This is a genomic window from Paracoccus sp. M683, assembly GCF_007096355.1.
Classification (GTDB): domain Bacteria; phylum Pseudomonadota; class Alphaproteobacteria; order Rhodobacterales; family Rhodobacteraceae; genus Paracoccus.
This window is the reverse complement of sequence record NZ_VKDF01000001.1, coordinates 194,692-212,726: the sequence shown is the minus strand read 5'-3', so window position 1 is coordinate 212,726 and position 18,035 is coordinate 194,692. Positions and strand designations below refer to the sequence as shown.

The 18,035-nt window shown below is 63.9% G+C and carries 18 protein-coding genes; 8 read left to right on the top strand and 10 right to left on the bottom strand.

The window, feature by feature from the left end:
• Positions 1-13: 13 nt before the first annotated feature.
• Entirely contained in the window at positions 14-202 is a 189-nt protein-coding gene (locus FNJ84_RS00970; protein ID WP_143791044.1) for a hypothetical protein, read from the bottom strand.
• Positions 203-232: 30 nt separating this feature from the next.
• On the opposite strand from FNJ84_RS00970, the gene FNJ84_RS00965 reads away from it, so the two are divergent.
• Positions 233-880 (top strand): L,D-transpeptidase, encoded by a 648-nt coding sequence (locus tag FNJ84_RS00965; RefSeq protein ID WP_143791043.1) that lies wholly within the window; start codon positions 233-235, stop codon positions 878-880.
• Between the two features lie 104 nt (positions 881-984).
• On the opposite strand, the gene FNJ84_RS00960 is transcribed toward FNJ84_RS00965, so the two are convergent.
• The 3 genes from FNJ84_RS00960 to FNJ84_RS00950 form a co-directional block, all read right to left on the bottom strand.
• Positions 985-2,298, bottom strand: a complete 1,314-nt coding sequence (locus tag FNJ84_RS00960; RefSeq protein ID WP_143791042.1) for a short-chain fatty acid transporter — start codon at positions 2,296-2,298, stop codon at positions 985-987.
• Positions 2,299-2,375: 77 nt separating this feature from the next.
• The gene (locus FNJ84_RS00955) at positions 2,376-3,635 is read right to left on the bottom strand and encodes an HlyD family type I secretion periplasmic adaptor subunit (RefSeq protein ID WP_143791467.1); all 1,260 of its coding nucleotides are present in this window, start codon (positions 3,633-3,635) and stop codon (positions 2,376-2,378) included.
• A 188-nt stretch (positions 3,636-3,823) separates the two neighbouring features.
• A complete protein-coding gene (locus tag FNJ84_RS00950) occupies positions 3,824-5,572 on the bottom strand; it encodes a type I secretion system permease/ATPase (protein ID WP_143791041.1) in 1,749 nt (582 codons plus the stop codon).
• 211 nt (positions 5,573-5,783) lie between these two features.
• Here FNJ84_RS00950 and FNJ84_RS00945 point away from each other — a divergent pair, with 211 nt between their 5' ends.
• Together FNJ84_RS00945 and FNJ84_RS00940 are read left to right on the top strand one after the other, a co-directional pair.
• A complete protein-coding gene (locus tag FNJ84_RS00945) occupies positions 5,784-6,620 on the top strand; it encodes a VacJ family lipoprotein (RefSeq protein ID WP_255470995.1) in 837 nt (278 codons plus the stop codon).
• Positions 6,607-7,209, top strand: coding sequence for a phospholipid-binding protein MlaC (locus tag FNJ84_RS00940; protein ID WP_255470994.1), 603 nt, complete (start codon positions 6,607-6,609; stop codon positions 7,207-7,209). The genes FNJ84_RS00945 and FNJ84_RS00940 overlap by 14 nt, the downstream gene beginning before the upstream one ends.
• Positions 7,210-7,319: 110 nt before the next feature.
• Here FNJ84_RS00940 and FNJ84_RS00935 read toward each other — a convergent pair whose 3' ends face one another.
• The gene (locus FNJ84_RS00935) at positions 7,320-9,602 is read right to left on the bottom strand and encodes a transglycosylase domain-containing protein (protein WP_143791038.1); all 2,283 of its coding nucleotides are present in this window, start codon (positions 9,600-9,602) and stop codon (positions 7,320-7,322) included.
• 289 nt (positions 9,603-9,891) lie between these two features.
• Here FNJ84_RS00935 and FNJ84_RS00930 point away from each other — a divergent pair, with 289 nt between their 5' ends.
• Positions 9,892-11,277 (top strand): ammonium transporter, encoded by a 1,386-nt coding sequence (locus tag FNJ84_RS00930; RefSeq protein WP_143791037.1) that lies wholly within the window; start codon positions 9,892-9,894, stop codon positions 11,275-11,277.
• 93 nt (positions 11,278-11,370) lie between these two features.
• Here the strand turns inward: FNJ84_RS00930 and FNJ84_RS00925 are convergent, their stop codons facing one another.
• A complete protein-coding gene (locus tag FNJ84_RS00925) occupies positions 11,371-12,366 on the bottom strand; it encodes a polyprenyl synthetase family protein (RefSeq protein ID WP_370454549.1) in 996 nt (331 codons plus the stop codon).
• An 83-nt stretch (positions 12,367-12,449) separates the two neighbouring features.
• Between FNJ84_RS00925 and FNJ84_RS00920 the strand changes: the two genes are divergently transcribed.
• From FNJ84_RS00920 to FNJ84_RS00910, 3 genes are all read left to right on the top strand, one after another.
• A complete protein-coding gene (locus FNJ84_RS00920) occupies positions 12,450-12,659 on the top strand; it encodes a DUF2007 domain-containing protein (RefSeq protein ID WP_143791035.1) in 210 nt (69 codons plus the stop codon).
• Complete coding sequence (locus FNJ84_RS00915; RefSeq protein WP_143791034.1) at positions 12,652-13,395, top strand: tRNA1(Val) (adenine(37)-N6)-methyltransferase; 744 nt, start codon at positions 12,652-12,654, stop codon at positions 13,393-13,395. Before FNJ84_RS00920 ends, FNJ84_RS00915 begins: the two co-directional genes overlap by 8 nt.
• 74 nt (positions 13,396-13,469) lie before the next feature.
• The gene (locus FNJ84_RS00910) at positions 13,470-13,631 is read left to right on the top strand and encodes a YdcH family protein (protein WP_143791033.1); all 162 of its coding nucleotides are present in this window, start codon (positions 13,470-13,472) and stop codon (positions 13,629-13,631) included.
• 81 nt (positions 13,632-13,712) lie between these two features.
• On the opposite strand, the gene phbB is transcribed toward FNJ84_RS00910, so the two are convergent.
• The 3 genes from phbB to FNJ84_RS00895 form a co-directional block, all read right to left on the bottom strand.
• Positions 13,713-14,438 (bottom strand): acetoacetyl-CoA reductase, encoded by a 726-nt coding sequence (gene phbB / locus FNJ84_RS00905; protein ID WP_143791032.1) that lies wholly within the window; start codon positions 14,436-14,438, stop codon positions 13,713-13,715.
• A gap of 92 nt (positions 14,439-14,530) precedes the next feature.
• Positions 14,531-15,706 (bottom strand): acetyl-CoA C-acetyltransferase, encoded by a 1,176-nt coding sequence (locus tag FNJ84_RS00900; RefSeq protein ID WP_143791031.1) that lies wholly within the window; start codon positions 15,704-15,706, stop codon positions 14,531-14,533.
• A gap of 304 nt (positions 15,707-16,010) precedes the next feature.
• Entirely contained in the window at positions 16,011-16,814 is an 804-nt protein-coding gene (locus FNJ84_RS00895; RefSeq protein ID WP_143791466.1) for an EAL domain-containing protein, read from the bottom strand.
• A 112-nt stretch (positions 16,815-16,926) separates the two neighbouring features.
• On the opposite strand from FNJ84_RS00895, the gene FNJ84_RS00890 reads away from it, so the two are divergent.
• Positions 16,927-17,505: a DNA-3-methyladenine glycosylase I gene (locus tag FNJ84_RS00890; RefSeq protein ID WP_143791030.1), complete on the top strand. Its 579-nt coding sequence runs from the start codon at positions 16,927-16,929 to the stop codon at positions 17,503-17,505.
• Here FNJ84_RS00890 and FNJ84_RS00885 read toward each other — a convergent pair.
• Positions 17,480-18,025 carry a TlpA disulfide reductase family protein gene (locus FNJ84_RS00885; protein WP_143791029.1) on the bottom strand — a complete coding sequence of 182 codons (546 nt, stop codon included), beginning with the start codon at positions 18,023-18,025 and terminating at the stop codon, positions 17,480-17,482. The genes FNJ84_RS00890 and FNJ84_RS00885 overlap by 26 nt on opposite strands.
• Between the last annotated feature and the right edge of the window lie 10 nt (positions 18,026-18,035).

Here is an 18,035-nt window from a genome sequence, read left to right as displayed (position 1 = left end):
TCTTGCTTGTCCCTCATAGGCGATTTGTTGCAGATTTACCGAAAACGGGCTGCACCTTCAAACGCAAGAATTCGTGATGCGGCAGTCCTGCAACAGCAAAAAAGCCGCGCTGCACCGATGACGTCGGTTTGATTTGCCTGACCCTTATACTGGGCGTAAATCCGCCTATATCCACCTGCCGGGCAGTAAAGATCGCAGCCATAGCGATCCATGGACGAAGGACATAGGAAAAATGAGCACGTTTCCCCCGCTGAACCGCCGTGCGTTTCTGACGACGGCGGCTGCCGGTGCCGCAGGTCTTGCCCTGCCCGCATTCGGTCAGCAGATCGACCCCTATACCGGTCAGCCGATCTATGGTGCGACCGCAGGCGCCACGCCGGATGCCGGCGCCGTCCAATATGACACGGGCCAGGACAATCGCCGGAATGTCAGCAGCTTCCACGCGCAAAGCTGGCAGCCCTATTTCGACAATCTGACCAACGGCGCGATCCTGGTCGACCTGACCTCGCGCGCGGTCCATTACTGGTCCGAGGATCAGTCGGTCTACAAGCTGTACCCGTCCTCGATCCCGGTCAGCGAAGACCTGACACGTCGTGGCCGGACCGAGGTGATCCGCAAGGTCGAAGGCCCCAGCTGGTCGCCCACGCCAGATATGAAAAAGCGCAATCCCTCGTGGCCGGATTTCGTGCCGCCGGGACCGGATAACCCGCTTGGCACCCACGCGCTGTGGCTGAGCTGGCAGTATTACCGCATCCACGGCACCCATGATACGCGCAAGATCGGCCGCAAATCCTCGAACGGATGTATCGGTCTTTACAACGAACATATTCAGGAATTGTTCGGGCTTTCGACGATCGGGACGCAGGTGCTGATCATCTGACCCGGTCCACAGTTTCTGTCGACGAAGCCTTTTTTGATCACCGGCACCATCGTGGCGCCGGTGATCTTTTTTTTGGGGCCGGCGATCTGCCGACCCCGCAATGCCTATAGCACCAGCAGCAGCCCGCCGACGATCACGCCGACGATCAGCAGGTGCACGACGCAAAAGCCCATGATGTCACGCGGCTTCAGCCCCGCGATACCCAGCATCGGCAGCGCCCAGAAGGGTTGCAGCAGGTTGGTCCAGGCATCGCCCCAGGCCACGCCCATCACCACGCGGGGAATATCGGCGCCCAAAGCCTCGGCCGCGGGCAGCATGACGGGGGCCTGCACCGCCCATTGCCCGCCACCCGAGGGCACGAAGATGTTGACGATCCCCGCGCTGATAAAGCTCCAGAAGGGCAGGGTTTCGGCGGTCGAGATGCCGACGAACCATTCCGACAGGCTGGCTGCCAGCCCGCTGCCGGTCATGATCGCCATGATGCCCGCATAGAAGGGGAACTGGATGACGATGCCGGCACCGCCACGCACGCCTTCATCCAGTGCGGCCAGCAGGCTGCGGGGGGTGCCGTGGCAGATGATGCCGACAAACAGGAACAGGAAGTTCACAACGTTCAGGTTGATGCCGCCGCCGCCCAGGAAATACATGGCCAGCCAGATCAGCCCCGGAATGCCGATGGCCCACATCAGGATGGGGCTGTTTTCCAGTCGCTCGGCCGGGGTGGCGTCGGGGCCAAGCGGGCGCAGCGCCTCGTTGCTGCCCAGCTTGGCAGGGTCGACCAGAACCTGCTCGGATTCCAGCGGCAGCATGGCGCGGTTGACCAGCGGCACGGCGACAAAGACCGCCGCAACGATGATCAGGTTCCAGGTTGAAAAGATCGTCAGCGAGGTCGAGACGACCCCGATCTGGTCGGCGGTGAAATGATCCGGCGTGGCGATGGTCAGCGGGATCGAGCCTGACAGCCCGCCATGCCAGATGACAAAGCCGGAATAGGCCGCCGCGACCAGCAGGCGATAATCCACCCGGATCTGGCGCGCCAGTTCCTTGGCAAAGATCGCGCCGACGACCAGCCCAAAGCCCCAGTTGATCCAGCTGGCGGCCAGCGACACGACGCTGACCAGAATGATCGCCGACCCGCGCGAGGTTGCCAGCCGCGCAATCCGTTCCAGCAGCGCGCGGACCGGGGGCGAAGATGCCAGAATAAAGCCCGTGACCAGCACCAGCAGCATCTGCATGGCGAATTGCAGCAGCGCCCAGAACCCGTCACCCCACATCTGGATCAGGTCAAGCGGCGCCGTCCCCTGCGTCATGATCGCGGCCAGGGCGGCGATCAGCGTCAGCACGATGACGAATATGAAAGCATCGGGCAACCAGCGTTCCATCAGGCGCGTGGCTGGCCGAGAAAGGGCTCTAAGCATCGGGTTCTCCTCACATTTCCGGTGATCCTGCGTCAACGGGAAGGTTGTGGCAACCCCGTGCCTTGGGTGTTAGCGCCCTAGCTTTCGCGGAAGGCGCGATTGAAGTAATCGGTCAGCGGCTTCATCAGATAGGTCATCGGGCTGCGTTCGCCCGTCTGGATGTAAACCTCGACCGGCATGCCGGGGATAAGAGCCAATCCGTCCAGCTTGGCCAGCTCGTCCGGCAGGATCGTGACTTCGGCGCGGTAATAGGGCACCTGCGTCGCCTCGTCGACCAGCGCATCGGCCGAGACACGCAGCAACTGGCCGTCGATCTCGGGCGTCGTGCGCGAGGAAAAGGACGAAAACCGCAGCATCACCTGTTGGCCGGGACGGACCTCGTCGACATTGATCGTGGCGATGCGGGCGCCGATGATCAGCGGGCGATCCTGCGGGATGATATACAACACCGGATCGGCCGGCCGGATGACCGAGCGTGGTGTGGTGAATTGCAGCTGATGCACAATGCCGGACACCGGGGCGCGGATGTCCAGCCGGCTGATCTGTTCGGTCAGGGCGCGGCGGCGTTCGGCCAGTTCCAGCTGGCGATAGCCAAGGTCGCGCAGTTCTGTCTCGGCGCCTTCGCGGCGCTCGGCCGTCAGTCGCAACTGCTCGATGCCGATTTCGGTCTGCCGCGTCTCGGCCTGTGCGCGCATGGCCTGCATCTCACCCAGCTGGCCATCCAGTCGCGCCGCTTCGCGTTCCAGCGCCAGAACGCGCGGCGCCTGCGCCAGACCCTTTTCCAGCAGCGAGCGCTGATCGGTCAATTCTTGCTGGATGAACTCGCGCTGCTGAGTCAGCGCACCGGATTGCGCGTCAATGCCCGATATCTGCTGCGTCACCTGTTCGGACTGTTTGTCCAGCTGTTGCAGAGATTGGCGGATCGTGTCGCGGCGGGCCTCGAACAGGCTGCGCTGGCCATCCATCATCTGCGCAAGTTCGGGATCGGCAGTGGCGGCCTCGGTCAATTCGGCCGAAAAATCAACCGCCTCGGCATCGGCGCGCTCGGCCTCCAGCCGGCCACGGCGGGCGAGGATTTCGAAATACTGACCCTCGACGATGGCCAGTTCGGTTTGCAACAACGTGCCATCAAGACGGATCAGGGTCTGCCCGGCCTCGACCGTGTCGCCTTCGCTGACCTGGATTTCCTCGATCACGCCGCCATCGGGATGTTGGACGATCTGGCGGTGCTGCTCGACCTCGACCTGGCCGGGGGCCACCACGGCGCCGGCGATGCGGGTGAACATGGCCCATGCGCCAAAGCCGCCGAACAGCAGGAAAACACCCAGAAGCCCCATGAACACGGCGCCCCGCACCGGCCAGCGGCGGGCCAGTTCGGCCTTGTCGGGTGCCTTGGCCGGCGGCGGAGGGGGCGGAGGCGGCGCGTCGACACTGCCCGGCGCGGCCGGGCCGGCGCTGGCGATGACGGCCTGCTTGACCGGCTGTATGCGTGCCAGCGGCTGACCCTTGGGCTGGTCCTGATCGCTCATGTGATGCCTCCGCTTTTGCCGGCGTTCTGGGATTGGCGGATCTGATCGGCGTTCTTGACCATGGATTGCAGCACCTCGTCGCGCGGACCAAAGGCCCGGCGCATGCCCTGATCCAGCACCAGCAGCAATTCGCATTCGGTGATCGCGGCGGGTCTGTGCGCCATGATCAGCACTGCGCCGCCACGGGCCTTGATGCTGCGGATCGCGACGTTCAGCGCCTCGGACCCCTGGTTGTCCAGGTTCGAGTTCGGCTCGTCCAGCACGAACAGAACCGGCTGCGGATACAATGCGCGGGCCAGGCCGATCCGCTGGATCTGGCCGCCCGACAGGCGCCCGCCGGCCTGGTTGATCGGCGTGTCATAGCCCTTGGGCAGATCCAGAATCATCTGATGGGCCGCCGCTGCCTGGGCCGCCGCAACGACGCGCTGCGGGTCGGCCTTGGGGTTCATGCGGGCGATGTTCTCGGCGATGGTGCCATCGAACAGGGTCACTTGTTGCGGCAGATAGCCGATCAGATTGCCCAGCACGTCGGGATCATACTGGTCCAACGTCGCCCCGCCCATGCGGATCGAGCCGGCAGCCACCGGCCAGGCGCCGATGATGGCCCGCGCCAGCGTCGTCTTGCCCGCACCAGAGGCCCCGATGACGCCAAGCGCCTGACCCGGCGCCAGCGAAAAGCTGACACCGCGCAGCGTCGGTTGCTGCTGGCCGGGCGGCACGACCGACAGGTTGCGCACATCCAGTTGCGCCCTGGGACGCGGCAGCGGGGTCAGGTCGGGCTGCGGCGGGCGGCGCGACAGCAGTTCGGTCAGGCGGGTCCAGCCATCCTGCGCGCGCTGCACCACCGGCCAGCCGCCAACCACCTGATCAATGGGTGCCAGCGCGCGTCCCATCAGGATCGAGCTGGCGATCATCGCACCCGGCGTCAGTTGCTGGCGCAGCACCAGCCAGGCACCGGCGGCCAGCATCGCGCTTTGCAGAAACAGCCGAAACGTCCGCGAGAACACCGAAAAGGTCGAGGATCGGTCGGCACCCTGCATGGCATGTTCGGTCGCCTCGGCCCGCGCCTTGCGCCAGCGGTCGAAGGCCGCGCCCCGCATGCCAAGCGATCCGATCAACTCGCCTTCATCGCGATAGAGATCGCCCATCCTCTCGGCGTTTTGCGACGCGATGGCCGATTGTTGCAGCGGCGCGCGGCTAAGCCACTGGTTCATCAGCGTGGCGATGACCAGAATGCCGCCGCCAATGGTGGCCACGACGCCCAGCATCGGATGGAAGATGAACACGGCGGCCAGAAACAGGGGCGCCCAGGGCAGGTCGAACAGGGCCAGCGCCACGGGCGAGGACAGGAAACGATGCACCGATTCCAGATCGCGCATTCCGCCACGGGTGACCAGGTCATTGCCGGCAGCGCCGCCTTCGGCCAGGGCGGCGGTAAAGACCCGCGGCTCCATCCGGTTCTGAAAGCGGGCGGCGACGCGATGCATCACCCGGTTGCGCGCGATGTCGATCAGGCCCATCAGCAGAAACAGGAAGATCACCAGCACGAACAGCGCGGTCAGCGTTTCATAGGAACGCGAGGCCAGCACCCGGTCATAGACCTGAAGCATGAACATCGGCCCGGTTAGCATCAGGATGTTGACCACGGCCGAGAACAGCCCGACGATGATGAACAACCGCCATCCTTCGGCCCGCGCCGATCGAAGTTCGGCCTTGCCGCGTTGCGTGTCGGGCGATCTTGCCATAGTGCCGTCCGTCTTGTTGTGTCCGCCTGCGCGGCCCGTCGGTTCCGATTTGCCGCCATTCGGCGGGCATCCACCGGTCATCCATAGCCGAGCTTGCCCCGGCAATGGAACAGTTCTATTCGACTGCAAGCCATTATGACAGGCCATGTCGCCGGCGAGGCGCATCATATGCGCGATGACGGGCCATCGGCACAACCAGGACAGGATCACATTGCGAACACGCCCTTGCCTTAACAAGGCCATCGCCACGCTGATGTTCCTGCCGCTGCTTGCAGCCTGCGCCGCGCGTGGTCCGGTCGACCCGCAGGCCGTCAACGACCCGTTCGAGGCCGGCAATCGCCGCATCCATGCCTTCAACAAGGGGCTGGACGCGGGGCTGATCCGTCCCTTGACCAATGCGGTCGGCCGCGACGATCAGGCCGCCCCCGCCCAGCAGGCCGCGCCCGGCACGCCTGCCGGCCCGCTGGATGCGCTGGCCAATTTCGGCGGAAACCTTTCCCTGCCGGGCAAGGTGCTGAACCAGCTGCTGCAAGGCCGCCCGGAACCTGCCCTGCGCAACAGCCTGCGCTTTGTTGTCAATACGACCCTGGGGCTGGGTGGCATTCACGATCCCGCCGGCGCCGAGTTCGCACTGACCGAGATCGACACCGATTTCGGCGAGACCCTGTATGTCTGGGGCTTTGCCGAAGGCCCCTATCTGGAACTGCCGGTCCTGGGCCCATCGACCAGCCGCCGCGCCGTCGGACGTATCGTGGACATGGCGATCGACCCGCTGGACAACTGGCTGAACCGCGATCAGCGACATGGCGCGACGGCCATCCGGGTGATCTCAAAAGCCGGTGAGCGGGCGCGTTTCGGGGACACTGTCGATAGCGTTCTGCATGAAAGTGCGGATAGTTACACACAGCTGCGGCTGCTTTACCTGATGAACCGCCGCCATGAACTTGGACAACAAGGGGCACCGGATGATTCCTACGTCATCGACCCATATGAAGCCACGGCATCGCCCGACGATGCCTATGTCATCGACCCATATGAAGACCAATAGGCGCGCTTTTCTGGCGCTGTCCGGCGCCGGCGCCATGGCCCTGGCATTCCGGCCGGGGGCGGCATTCGCGCTGGATGCCGGTCAGGCCAGCGCCATGATCGAGAACGCCGTCACCGATGTCTTTGCGATCATCAATTCCGGCCAGCCGCCGGCCCAGATCTATCGCCAGCTTGAAGGCGTCTTTTCCCGCTATGCGGATGTCGACATCATCGCACGCTCGGCCCTTGGCCCGGCTGCCCGGCAGGTCAGCACGGCGCAGTTCGCTGCCTATAGACAGGCCTTCCAGGGCTATATCAGCCGGAAATACGGCAAGCGTTTCCGGGAATTCATTGGCTCGAAGATCGAGGTGACGGGTGCGCGGCCGCTGAAAAGCTTCTACGCCGTTACCTCGGTCGCCTATCTGAACGGGCGGGGGCCGATGCAGGTGGAATGGCATGTCTCGGACAAATCCGGTCGCGTGCTGTTTTTCAACCTGATCATCGAGGGCGTGAACATGCTGGCGACCGAACGCGCCGAGATCAGCGCCATGCTGGCCCGGCGCAAGGGCGACATCGCCGGGCTGACGGCTGATCTGCAACAGGCCGGCTAAGGCCGCCATCGCCATATCAGCCGTGCCGAAATATCCTCGGGGGGTAGGCCGCAAAGCGGCAAGGGGGGCAGACAGCCCCCCTTTTTCCTACCGATGCGGTCAATCGAGACTCAGTTCCCGCCAAGAATGCCGTTCAACGCCTGGCTCAGCGCGTCATCACCACTTGCCGGGGCGGGCGCAGGGGCGGGATCGCCCACGCTGACGCTGTCTCCGGGGGTGCGCGGGGCGGTGCCGGGCTGCTGTGCCGGGGCCTGATTGTCGCGCATCGCCTCGGCCAGCGCGGCAGCCAGCGGATCGCTGGCCGAGCCGCTGGTCACGATGTTCTGGCCGCCGCTGGTGCCGACGATCATGCCGCTGCCATCGGGCGATACCGTCGACAGGGGCAGCGCGGGCAAGCCATCATGGATCTCGGTCATCACCGCCTGCCAGACTTCGGCCGGCAGGCCCCCACCGGTCACGCCGCTCAGCGGCGTGTTGTCGTCATAGCCCATCCAGACGCCAGTGACATATTGCTCGGTAAAGCCAATGAACCAGGCGTCACGATAGGACGAGGTGGTGCCGGTCTTGCCGGCGGTCTCGCGGCCGGGCAGCTGCGCCCGTCTGCCGGTGCCGTTCTCGATCACCTGTTCCATCATATAGATCAACTGGCCGGCGGCGCGCTGGCTGATGACGCGCTGGCCCATGCCGCCGGATTGACCCATCAGCGGCTGGTCATCGCCCTTGATGCGCAGCTCGATCAGCCCATAGGGATGCACCGCCGTGCCGCCGTTGCGGATGCCCGCATAGGCGCCGGTCATTTCGAGAAGCGTGCTTTCCGACGCACCCAGCCCAAGCGACGGGCCATTCGTCATATTGCTGGCAAAGCCGAAATCCTCGGCGATGCTGCGGACCCGGTCGCGGCCGGCGGCCTCTTGCAGACGGATGGTGGCGGTGTTCAGCGAACTGGCCAGCGCCTGCGTCAGCGTGACATTGCCGCGATAGTTGCGGCTGTAGTTCTTGGGCGACCACGGGCCAGAGCCGCGGACGTTGATGGTCAACGGACCGTCCAGAACCACGTCGTTGGGGGAATAGCCGGCCTCAAGCGCGGCGGCAAAGACGAAGGGCTTGAACGACGAGCCGGGCTGGCGTTTGGCCTGAGTGGCGCGGTTGAAAGCGCCGTTCACGATGCTGTCGCGCCCGCCGATCATGGCGCGCACGGCGCCATCCGCGCTCATCACCACCACGGCGGCCTCGGCCTTGCTGCCATCCTTGACCTTCTCGTCAAAGACCTGCGCCAGCGCCCGTTCTGCGGCGCGCTGAATGCCCTGGTCGAAGGTCGTCATGATTGTGACGTCCTCGGTCGTTTCGCTGGTCAGGAAGCCGGGGCCGGATTCCATCACCCAATCCGCGAAATAACCGCCCGCCCGTGCCGCTGCCGCACGGCTCAGCACGGCGGGATTGGCCTTTGCCTCGGCCAGTTGCGCATCGTCGATATAGCCCTGTTCGTGCATCAGCCGCAGGATCACGCTGCCGCGATCCTGGGCGCGTTGCAGGTTCGAGGTGGGCGCGTAATAGCTGGGTGCCTGCAACAGCCCGGCCAGCATCGCCGCCTCGGCTGCGGTGACCTCGCTGGCGGATTTGTTGAAATAGCGCTGCGCCGCCGCCTCGAAGCCACGCGCGCCACCGCCCAGATACGAACGGTTCATATAGATGTTCAGAATGTCCTGCTTGGAATATTTCGCCTCAAGCGCCAGGGCGAAGGGCACCTCTTTGACCTTCCGCCACAGGCTTGAGGCACGGCATTCTGCCTCGTATTCGGCCTCGTTCTTCCACCGGATCGGGTCAAAGGTTTCGCCCAGGCACAACAGCTTGGCCACCTGGGTGGTGATGGTCGAGCCGCCATGCCCTTCCAACGGGCCGCGACCCTCGGCCATGTTGATTCGCATGGCGCCGACGATGCCGATCGGGTCAACACCCAGATGGGTATAGAACCGCTTGTCCTCGGTCGCGATCACCGCCTCTTTCAGGACCGGCGCGATATGATCGGCGCTGACGGTGCCGAAGGTCTCGCCCCGCCAGGCAAAAACGCGGCCATCACGGTCAAGCATCGTGACCGAGCCGCGGGCGCGGCCGTCAAACAGTGCCGACGCTTCGGGCAAGCCGCTGAAATAATAGAAGGTTGCCGCGCCGATGATCAGCCCCATCACCAGCGCCAGCCGCCAGAAACTGCCCCAGACGATGCGCCAGATCAGGCTGACAAAGCCGGTCACGCCACGCGTCACCACATTGCCGCGCTGCTTCGGCGCGGCTTTGCGGCGCGTCGCTTTCTGCGGCTTTACCGGGTCGGTAAAGTCGCGCTTGTCGGCAACGGGGCTGCTGCCCGTGCGCTTGGGGGTGCCGGTGGTTCGTTTCATGCCTGCGTTCCTGCCCGGCCGATTGATCCGGCCCGATTGCACCGCAACATACAGGAAGAATCGCAAGGATGGAATGTGGCTGACCAATCCGTGATGCCGGCCGCTGGCTCAAGCCCTGCTTGTTTTTCGGGCACTCAACCGCAGGCGTGCCGCATTATCGGGCGGCGGCAATTTCTGCACTGCGGAAAACGCTGGCAATCTTGTCCCCGAGGGCCCGGCCCGGCCTTGTGACGGGGACGCAGCGGTCCTGCTGCTGCCAAGACGATGCCAATGCGAAAGGTGAGACCTGATGAGACGAACCCTTTTCCCCACCCTTCTGATCGGGGCCGCGCTGGGCGCGCTGCCGGCGCTGGCGCAGGATGCCGTGCCGGTTCCCGACAAGGGCGACACGACCTGGGTGATGGTGTCCGCCATCCTGGTGATGCTGATGACATTGCCGGGACTTGCACTGTTTTATGGCGGGCTGGTGCGATCCAAGAACGTGCTGTCGGTGCTGATGCAGGTTCTGGCCACCTTCTGCGTGATGGTGCTGCTTTGGGTCGTGTATGGCTATTCGCTGGCCTTCACCGGCGCTGGCTCGGCCGAGGATGCGGGCTTTCTGACGCCCTATATTGGCAACCTGTCGAAAGCCTTCCTGGCGGGGGTCAATTCGGGCAGCATTGCCGAGACCTTCTCGGCCGGCGTGTTCATCCCCGAATATTCCTTCGTCATCTTCCAGATGGCTTTTGCCGGCATCGCCCCCGCGCTGATCGTCGGCGCCACGGCCGAGAGGATGCGCTTTCCCGCGATCCTGGCCTTCGTGGTGATCTGGTTCACCTTCTCTTACCTGCCGATGGCCCATATGGTCTGGTGGTGGGGCGGGCCCTCGGCCTATGACGCGCCGTCGGGGCTGTTGTTCGGCCATGGCGCGCTGGACTTTGCCGGTGGCACCGTCATCCATATCAACGCAGGCGTGGCCGGTCTGGTCGCCGCGCTGGTCGCGGGGCCCCGCCTTGGCTATGGCCGCGAGTTGATCGCACCGCATAACCTGACCTTCACCCTGATCGGTGGCTGCCTGCTGTGGATCGGCTGGTTCGGTTTCAACGCGGGATCGAACCTGGAGGCCACGGGCGTTGCCGCCATGGCGATCCTGAACACGGCCGTTGCGACCGCCGCCGCAGCGCTGGCCTGGGCTTTCGGTGAATGGATCATGCGCGGCCATCCCTCGCTGCTGGGTGCCGTTTCGGGCGCCGTGGCCGGTCTGGTCGGCGTCACACCGGCGGCTGGCTTTGTCGGCCCGATGGGGGCGATGGCCATCGGCCTGGTCGCCGGTCTGGTCTGCATGTGGGTTGTTGTTTCGCTGAAATCCAGGATCGGCATTGATGACAGCCTGGACGTGTTCGGCATCCACGGTGTCGGTGGCATCATCGGCGCGATCCTGACTGGTGTGTTCGCCTCGCCCTCGCTGGGTGGTGCAGGGGTCTGGGACTATGCCGCAGGCACCGTGGCCGAGTTCAGCATGGGCAGCCAGGTCTATGCCCAGGCCCTTGGCGTGGTGATCTCCGTCATCTGGTCGGGCATCGTCAGCTTTGGCGCCATCCATCTGGTCAAGGCCACGATCGGCCTGCGGGTCGCCGACAGCGACGAGCGGCAGGGTCTGGACGTAACCACCCATGGCGAGAACGCCTATAACTAAGCAGCGCTTATCCTGAATGAAAAAGCAAAAACCCGGTCTGAAAAGGCCGGGTTTTTCGCTGTCTGCATGGTCATCGGGATGGCCGGCGGATGCCTAGGCGACGCGCGCCACCACGAAATCGGCCAGTTCATCCAGCAGATCACGGATCGCCCCGGCGGGCAGCGCCGCCAGCGAGGCCCGTGCCCGACCGGCCCAATCCAGCGCCTCGGCGCGGGCCGTTTCCATCGCGCCATGGCGGGCCATGATCGCCAGCGCCTGTTCCAGATCGCCCTCGCGCTGGTCGCCGGCCTCGATGGTGCGGACCCAGAAGGCCCGTTCCTCGGCATCGGCCATCGCCACGGCCTTGATCACCGGCAGCGTCAGCTTGCGTTCGCGGAAATCATCGCCGGTATTCTTGCCGATAGTCGCCGTGACCCCGCCATAATCCAGCAGGTCATCGACGATCTGGAAGGCAATCCCAAGCGCATCGCCATAGTCGAACAGCGCCCGCACCTGATCCCCGGAACCGCCGGCGATGACGCCGCCCGCCTCGGTCGCGGCGGAAAACAACGCCGCCGTCTTGCCGCGCACGACTTGCAGATAAACGGCCTCATCCGTGCGCAGATCCTGCGCGGCGGTCAGTTGCAGCACCTCTCCTTCGGAAATCGTGGCGCTGGCATTGGCCAGAATGTCCAAGACACGCAGGCTGCCCGTCTCGACCATCAGCTGAAAACTGCGGCTGAACAGATAGTCGCCCACCAGAACGCTGGACTTGTTGTCCCAAAGCAGGTTCGCCGTGGGGCGACCGCGCCGCTGACGGCTTTCGTCAACCACATCGTCATGCAGCAGGGTGGCGGTGTGAATGAACTCGACCGCGGTGGCCAGCTTGACGTGGTCGTCGCCCCGGTATTCCAGCAGCCGCGCGGCGGCCAGTGTCAGCATGGGACGCAACCGCTTGCCGCCGGCCTCGACCAGATGGGCGGTCACCTCGGGGATGCGCGGCGCGTGGCGGCTGCTCATTCGGGTGCGGATCAGGGTGTTCACCTGGTCCATATCCGCAGCAAGCACGCCCGACAGCCGATCCAGCGGAGATGGTGCAGTATTGGTCATATTCATCGGCGGCCCCATATTTCCCGATGTGCAATTGCCACGCCATCGACATCGGCGCAACTGCTGCCTATCGTCCCGGTAACATGAAAGAACTGTTTCGCACTACCGACCCGCTGCGCATTGCCCGTGCGCTGGACCTGCTGGAAGAGCAGGGTATCCCCGCCTTTCAATTCGATCAGCACATGAGCGTTCTGGAGGGCTCGATCGGCATTCTGCCCCGAAGGCTGATGGTGGCTGACCGTGATCATTTCATGGCTGCGGCGGTTTTGCGCGACGCCGGGCTGGATGAGTGATCTGTCACAAGATGAATTTCTGGGCGGGCGGCTGCGCATTGCCCAGCCCTTGCGCGGCTATCGGTCCGGCGCCGATGCGGTGATGCTGGCTGCGGCTTGCGGCGCCTGGCCCGGTCACAGGGTGCTGGAACTGGGATGCGGGGCAGGTGTGGCCAGCCTGTGCCTGGGCTTCAGGGTGCCCGGCCTGCATCTGACCGGGCTTGAATTGCAGCCCGATTATGCCGCGCTGGCCCAGGAAAACGCGGCGCAAAACGGCATTGACCTGCGCGTGGTCCAGGGCGATCTGGCCGCGATGCCAGCCACATTGCGGGCCGAAAGCTTTGATCACGTGATCGCCAACCCGCCCTATTTTACCAGCAGCACCGCCGCCCCCGATCCTGGGCGCAACATTGCCCGGCACGAAGATACATCGCTTGCCGGCTGGATGGATGCGGCGCTGCGTCGGCTGCGGCCCGGCGGTGCCCTGACGCTGATCCAGCGGGCCGACCGGCTGGACGGGGTGCTTGCGGCGCTGGTGGGGCGTGCCGGGGCGGTGGTGATCCTGCCTGTCACTGCCCGCGCCGGCCGCGAAGCGGGTCGGATCATCCTGACCGCTCGCAAGGGTGCGCGGACGCCGCTGCGGCTGCTTTCGCCCTTTGTCATGCATCAGGAAGTCGCCCATTTGCGCGACGGCGAGGACCTGTCACCCGCGGCCGCAGCGGTCCTGCGCGAAGGCCAGCCGATCAACCTGAAGTAATGTGAATGATTGGTGACAGAATCAATATTCTGTGCTGGACTACCCCGGTCTGAAGACAGCAAAGGGAGAACGAAATGACGGTTGCTTCTCATGTTGAGGAACTGCGCAGGAAACATAATGCTCTGTCCGAAGCCGTTGAAAGGGCACAGAAAAGTCCCGGATCCAGCGATTTGGACATTGCAGCGATGAAGCGCGAGAAGCTGCGGCTGAAGGAAGAGATCACCCGCCTGTCATAGCGATCTGACACAGTTTCAATGCAAGACGGCCCGCGGTGATCGCGGGCCGTCTCTTTTTATCATGGATTTTAGCGATCTGCGTCAGACGAAGAACTGCCCGCCATTCGCGCTGATGGTCGAGCCGGTGATGAAGCCGGCATCGTCCGAGGCCAGGAAAACCACGGCGCGGGCGATTTCCTCTGGCTCGCCAAGGCGTCCGACGGGGATCTGCGGGATGATCCGCTCGTTCAGCACCTTTTCGTCGATGGCGCGAACCATTTCGGTCCCGATATAGCCGGGGCAGATCGCGTTGACGGTGATGCCGGCCCGCGCGCCTTCCTGCGCCAGAGCCTTGGTAAAGCCCAGATCGCCCGCCTTGGCTGCGGAATAGTTGGCCTGACCCGCCTGACCTTTCTGGCCATTGATCGAGCTGATATTGACGATGCGGCCAAACTTGCGGTCACGCATGCCGGTCCAGACCGGATGGGTCATGTTGAACAGCCCGGTCAGGTTGGTATCCATGACCTCTTTCCACTGCTGCGGCGTCATCTTGTGGAACATTGCATCGCGCGTGATGCCGGCATTGTTGACCAGGACGGCAACCGGGCCCAGATCGTCCTCGACCTGTTTGATCCCGGCGGCGCAGGCATCGTAATCCGCGACCGACCATTTATAGGTCTTGATGCCGGTTTCGGCGGTAAAGGCCTTTGCCGCTTCGTCATTGCCGGCATAGTTGGCCGCGACGGTATAGCCGGCCTCGCTCAGCGCTTTCGAGATTGCGGCGCCTATGCCGCGCGATCCGCCAGTGACTAGAGCAACTTTCGACATGTTTCCCCCTCGCTCAGGTTTCCGTTGAAATCTTGTTATCCAAGCGGTCGGTCGCGCGCAAGATCATTGCGCGCAACTTTTGCGATAAGGGGTCAGTCGCGCTCCAGGCACAGGGCGACGCCCATGCCGCCACCGATGCACAGCGTCGCGATGCCTTTCTTGGCGTCGCGGCGCCCCATTTCGAACAACAGGGTGTTAAGGATGCGTGCACCCGATGCGCCGATCGGGTGGCCAATCGCGATTGCGCCGCCGTTGACGTTCACGATCGCCGGATCCCAGCCCATCTCCTTGTTGACGGCAAGGGCCTGGGCGGCAAAGGCCTCGTTCGCCTCGACCAGATCCAGATCGTCGACCTTCCAGCCCGCCTTGTCCAGCGCCTTGCGGCTTGCATAGACCGGCCCAACGCCCATGATCGCGGGATCAAGCCCGGCCGTCGCATAGGACGCGATCCGCGCCAGCGGCTTCAACCCGCGGCGTGCGGCCTCTTCCTCGCTCATCACCAGAACGGCGGCGGCGCCGTCATTCAGGCCCGAGGCATTGCCGGCGGTCACCGTCCCGTCCTTGATGAAGGCGGGGCGCAGCTTCTGCATCGCCTCAAGCGTGGCGCCGTGGCGGATGTATTCGTCCTTGTCGATCACCACGTCACCCTTGCGGGTCTTGACGGTATAGGCGGCGATTTCGTCATCGAACTTGCCGGCCTTCTGCGCGGCCTCGGCCTTGTTCTGGCTGGCGACGGCAAATTCATCCTGCGCTTCGCGGCTGATCTGGTATTTCTCGGCGACGTTCTCGGCCGTCTGGCCCATATGATAGTTGTTGAACGCGTCCCACAGCCCGTCACGGATCATCGTGTCGATGGATTGCATGTCGCCCATCTTCTGACCGGCCCGCAGATAGGTCGCATGCGGCGACAGCGACATGCTTTCCTGCCCGCCAGCCATCACGATGGCAGCATCACCGGCATTCACCTGCTGGGCAGCAAGCGCCACCGCACGAAGGCCCGAGCCGCAGACCTGATTGATGCCCCAGGCCGCCGATTCCTTGGGCAGACCGGCATTTATATGCGCCTGACGCGCAGGGTTCTGGCCCTGTGCGGCGGTCAGAACCTGGCCAAGGATGGTTTCGCTGATCTCGGCGGGGTCGACGCCCGAGCGTTCGATCACCGCCTTCAGCACTGCCGTGCCCAGATCATGCGCGGGCACATTCGCAAAGGACCCCATAAAACTGCCGACCGGAGTGCGCGCGGCGGATACGATGACGGCTTTCGACATGACAGGCTCCTTTTCCTATCCAAGCTTGCCGGCCATAGCCGGCGGTCGCAGCATAGGAAGCGGGTTCGTGCCGTGGCGTCAAGACCGGCCGCGGCTGCACAGGTCGAACCTGCACCGGAATGCCAGGCTTCGACCCGGCCCGCGGATCACCTGCCAGCGCAAGCATTCTGCGGCGCGTCTGGCCGCACAGGCACCGTCGGGTTTGCCGCAGCAGCCCGCGAATACGCGGCCGGCCCTTCACGCTCATCAGCAGTCATCGGTGCGTTGGCACACCTGCCCGGCACGGTTTTCGCAACCGTCCGCTCTAACGTTGTGCCTTTGCCGGTGGGCTTTTCCACGGAGGCGCGATGGTGGGTGCGCCAAAGTAATATCCCTGCATGCAGTCGATGCCGATATCTATCAGGAAGGCCGCGTCATCGGCGGTTTCAACCGATTCCGCGACGGTGAACATATCGAAATGCACCGCGATGGATTGCAGCGCGCGGGTCAGCACCTGATTGTCCGGATGGTGGCTGATCTCGCGGATGAACTGACCATCTATCTTGATCATATCAAAGCAGAAATCGCGCAAATAGCGGAACGAGGTATAGCCCGCGCCAAAATCGTCCAGGGCCAGGCTGACGCCGTGGCTTTGCACCTCGCGCATGAAGCGATTCACGTCGTCGGGCAGTTCCATGGCCGAGCTTTCGGTGATTTCAAGAATCAGCCGCTCGGCAATGTCGGGCGCATCGGCAATGCCGGTGCGCAGCGTCTGAATCCAGCCGGGATAGCCGATGGATCGCGCTGACATGTTGATCGACAGCCGCAACGAGCGGTCTTCGGACAGGGCCGAAAGGCCAAGCTGCAAGGACAGGCAGTCGATCTGCCGGCCCAGTTCGGTCGTTTCGGCCACGGGCATGAAGTCCTTCAGCGGGACAATCCGGCCCGAATCATCGACCACGCGAATCAGCCCCTCGTAAAATGCCGGCCGCCCGGTGCGGTCGGATTGAACCACCGGCTGATAGGCCAGCAGCGCGTTGCCCCGTGCCACCGCAGCCTGCACCGCCGGCATGGTGATTCGGCTTTGCCTGTCGATGGCGAAGTCCAGCGGCGAACCGGAATTCGACATATTGCCCCCGCTCACGTTTCAGCCTCCTGAGTCTCGTGTCTTTGCAACATGCGCATATTGGCCTAATTTTCGATGAACCCGACCTCCTTTCTGCCGAATAGGTTAATCCGCCGTGAACGAACGCTGCCCCTGGTGCGGGACCGACCCGCTTTATGTCGCCTATCACGATGAGGAATGGGGCGTGCCGGAACGCGATCCCCGTGCGCTGTGGGAAAAGCTGGTGCTGGACGGATTTCAGGCGGGGCTGAGCTGGATCACCATCCTGCGAAAACGCGACAGCTTTCGCGAGGAATTCGAAGGTTTCGACCCCGAGCGGGTGGCCAATTGGGATGCGGCGCGGGTCGAAAAGGCGCTGACCAATCCCGGCATCGTCCGCCATCGCGGCAAGATCGAGGCAACGGTGAAGGGGGCGCGGCTGTTTCTGGATATAGAGGGTGGCGAGGGGTTCACCCCTTATATCTGGTCATTCACGGGTGGCGAGGTGATCCAGAACCGGCTGGCTTCGATGGCTGACGTGCAGGCCGCCACGCCGGAATCCACGGCGATGTCCAAGTCGCTGAAAAAACGCGGCTTCAATTTTTGCGGGCCGGTGATCACCTATGCCTTCATGCAGGCCTGCGGGCTGGTGAACGATCATCTGACCAACTGCCCGCGTCATGTCGAGGTCAGGGCGCTTTCAGTTCCCGGATGACCTGCTTGGCCGCGTCCGAGGCCCAATCGGCATCACCCAGCAGCCGCGCGACCTCTTTCCCCTCGGGCGAGATCAGCACAGTGACCGGCAGGCCCATCACCCCCATATCGCGCGACAGTTTCTGCCTGGCATCGGTCAGGATGGGCAGGTTTTCGATCGCCTCTTCTTCATAAAACCTGTCGATCGCCTCGCGCGGGTTGCGTCCGGTGGCGATGGTCAGCACCTGAAAGTCATCGCCGCCCAACTCGGTCTGCAAGGCATCCAGCGACGGCATTTCCTCGCGGCAAGGGGCGCACCAGGTGGCCCAGAAATTCACCAGCAGCGCGGTGCCGGCATAGTCGGCAAAGCTCACCTCGTTGCCATCGGCATCCAGAAACACCGTATCGGGCAGATCGGTCGGTTCGGTCTCGATCAGCTTGGCCAAACCGCCCTGTTGCGCGGCCTCGAAGTCGATGGCACCGGCAAAGGCGCCATTTGCACCGAAAACCAGCGCCGTATAAAGCAGAAGCGAACGCAGCATTTGACCTCCG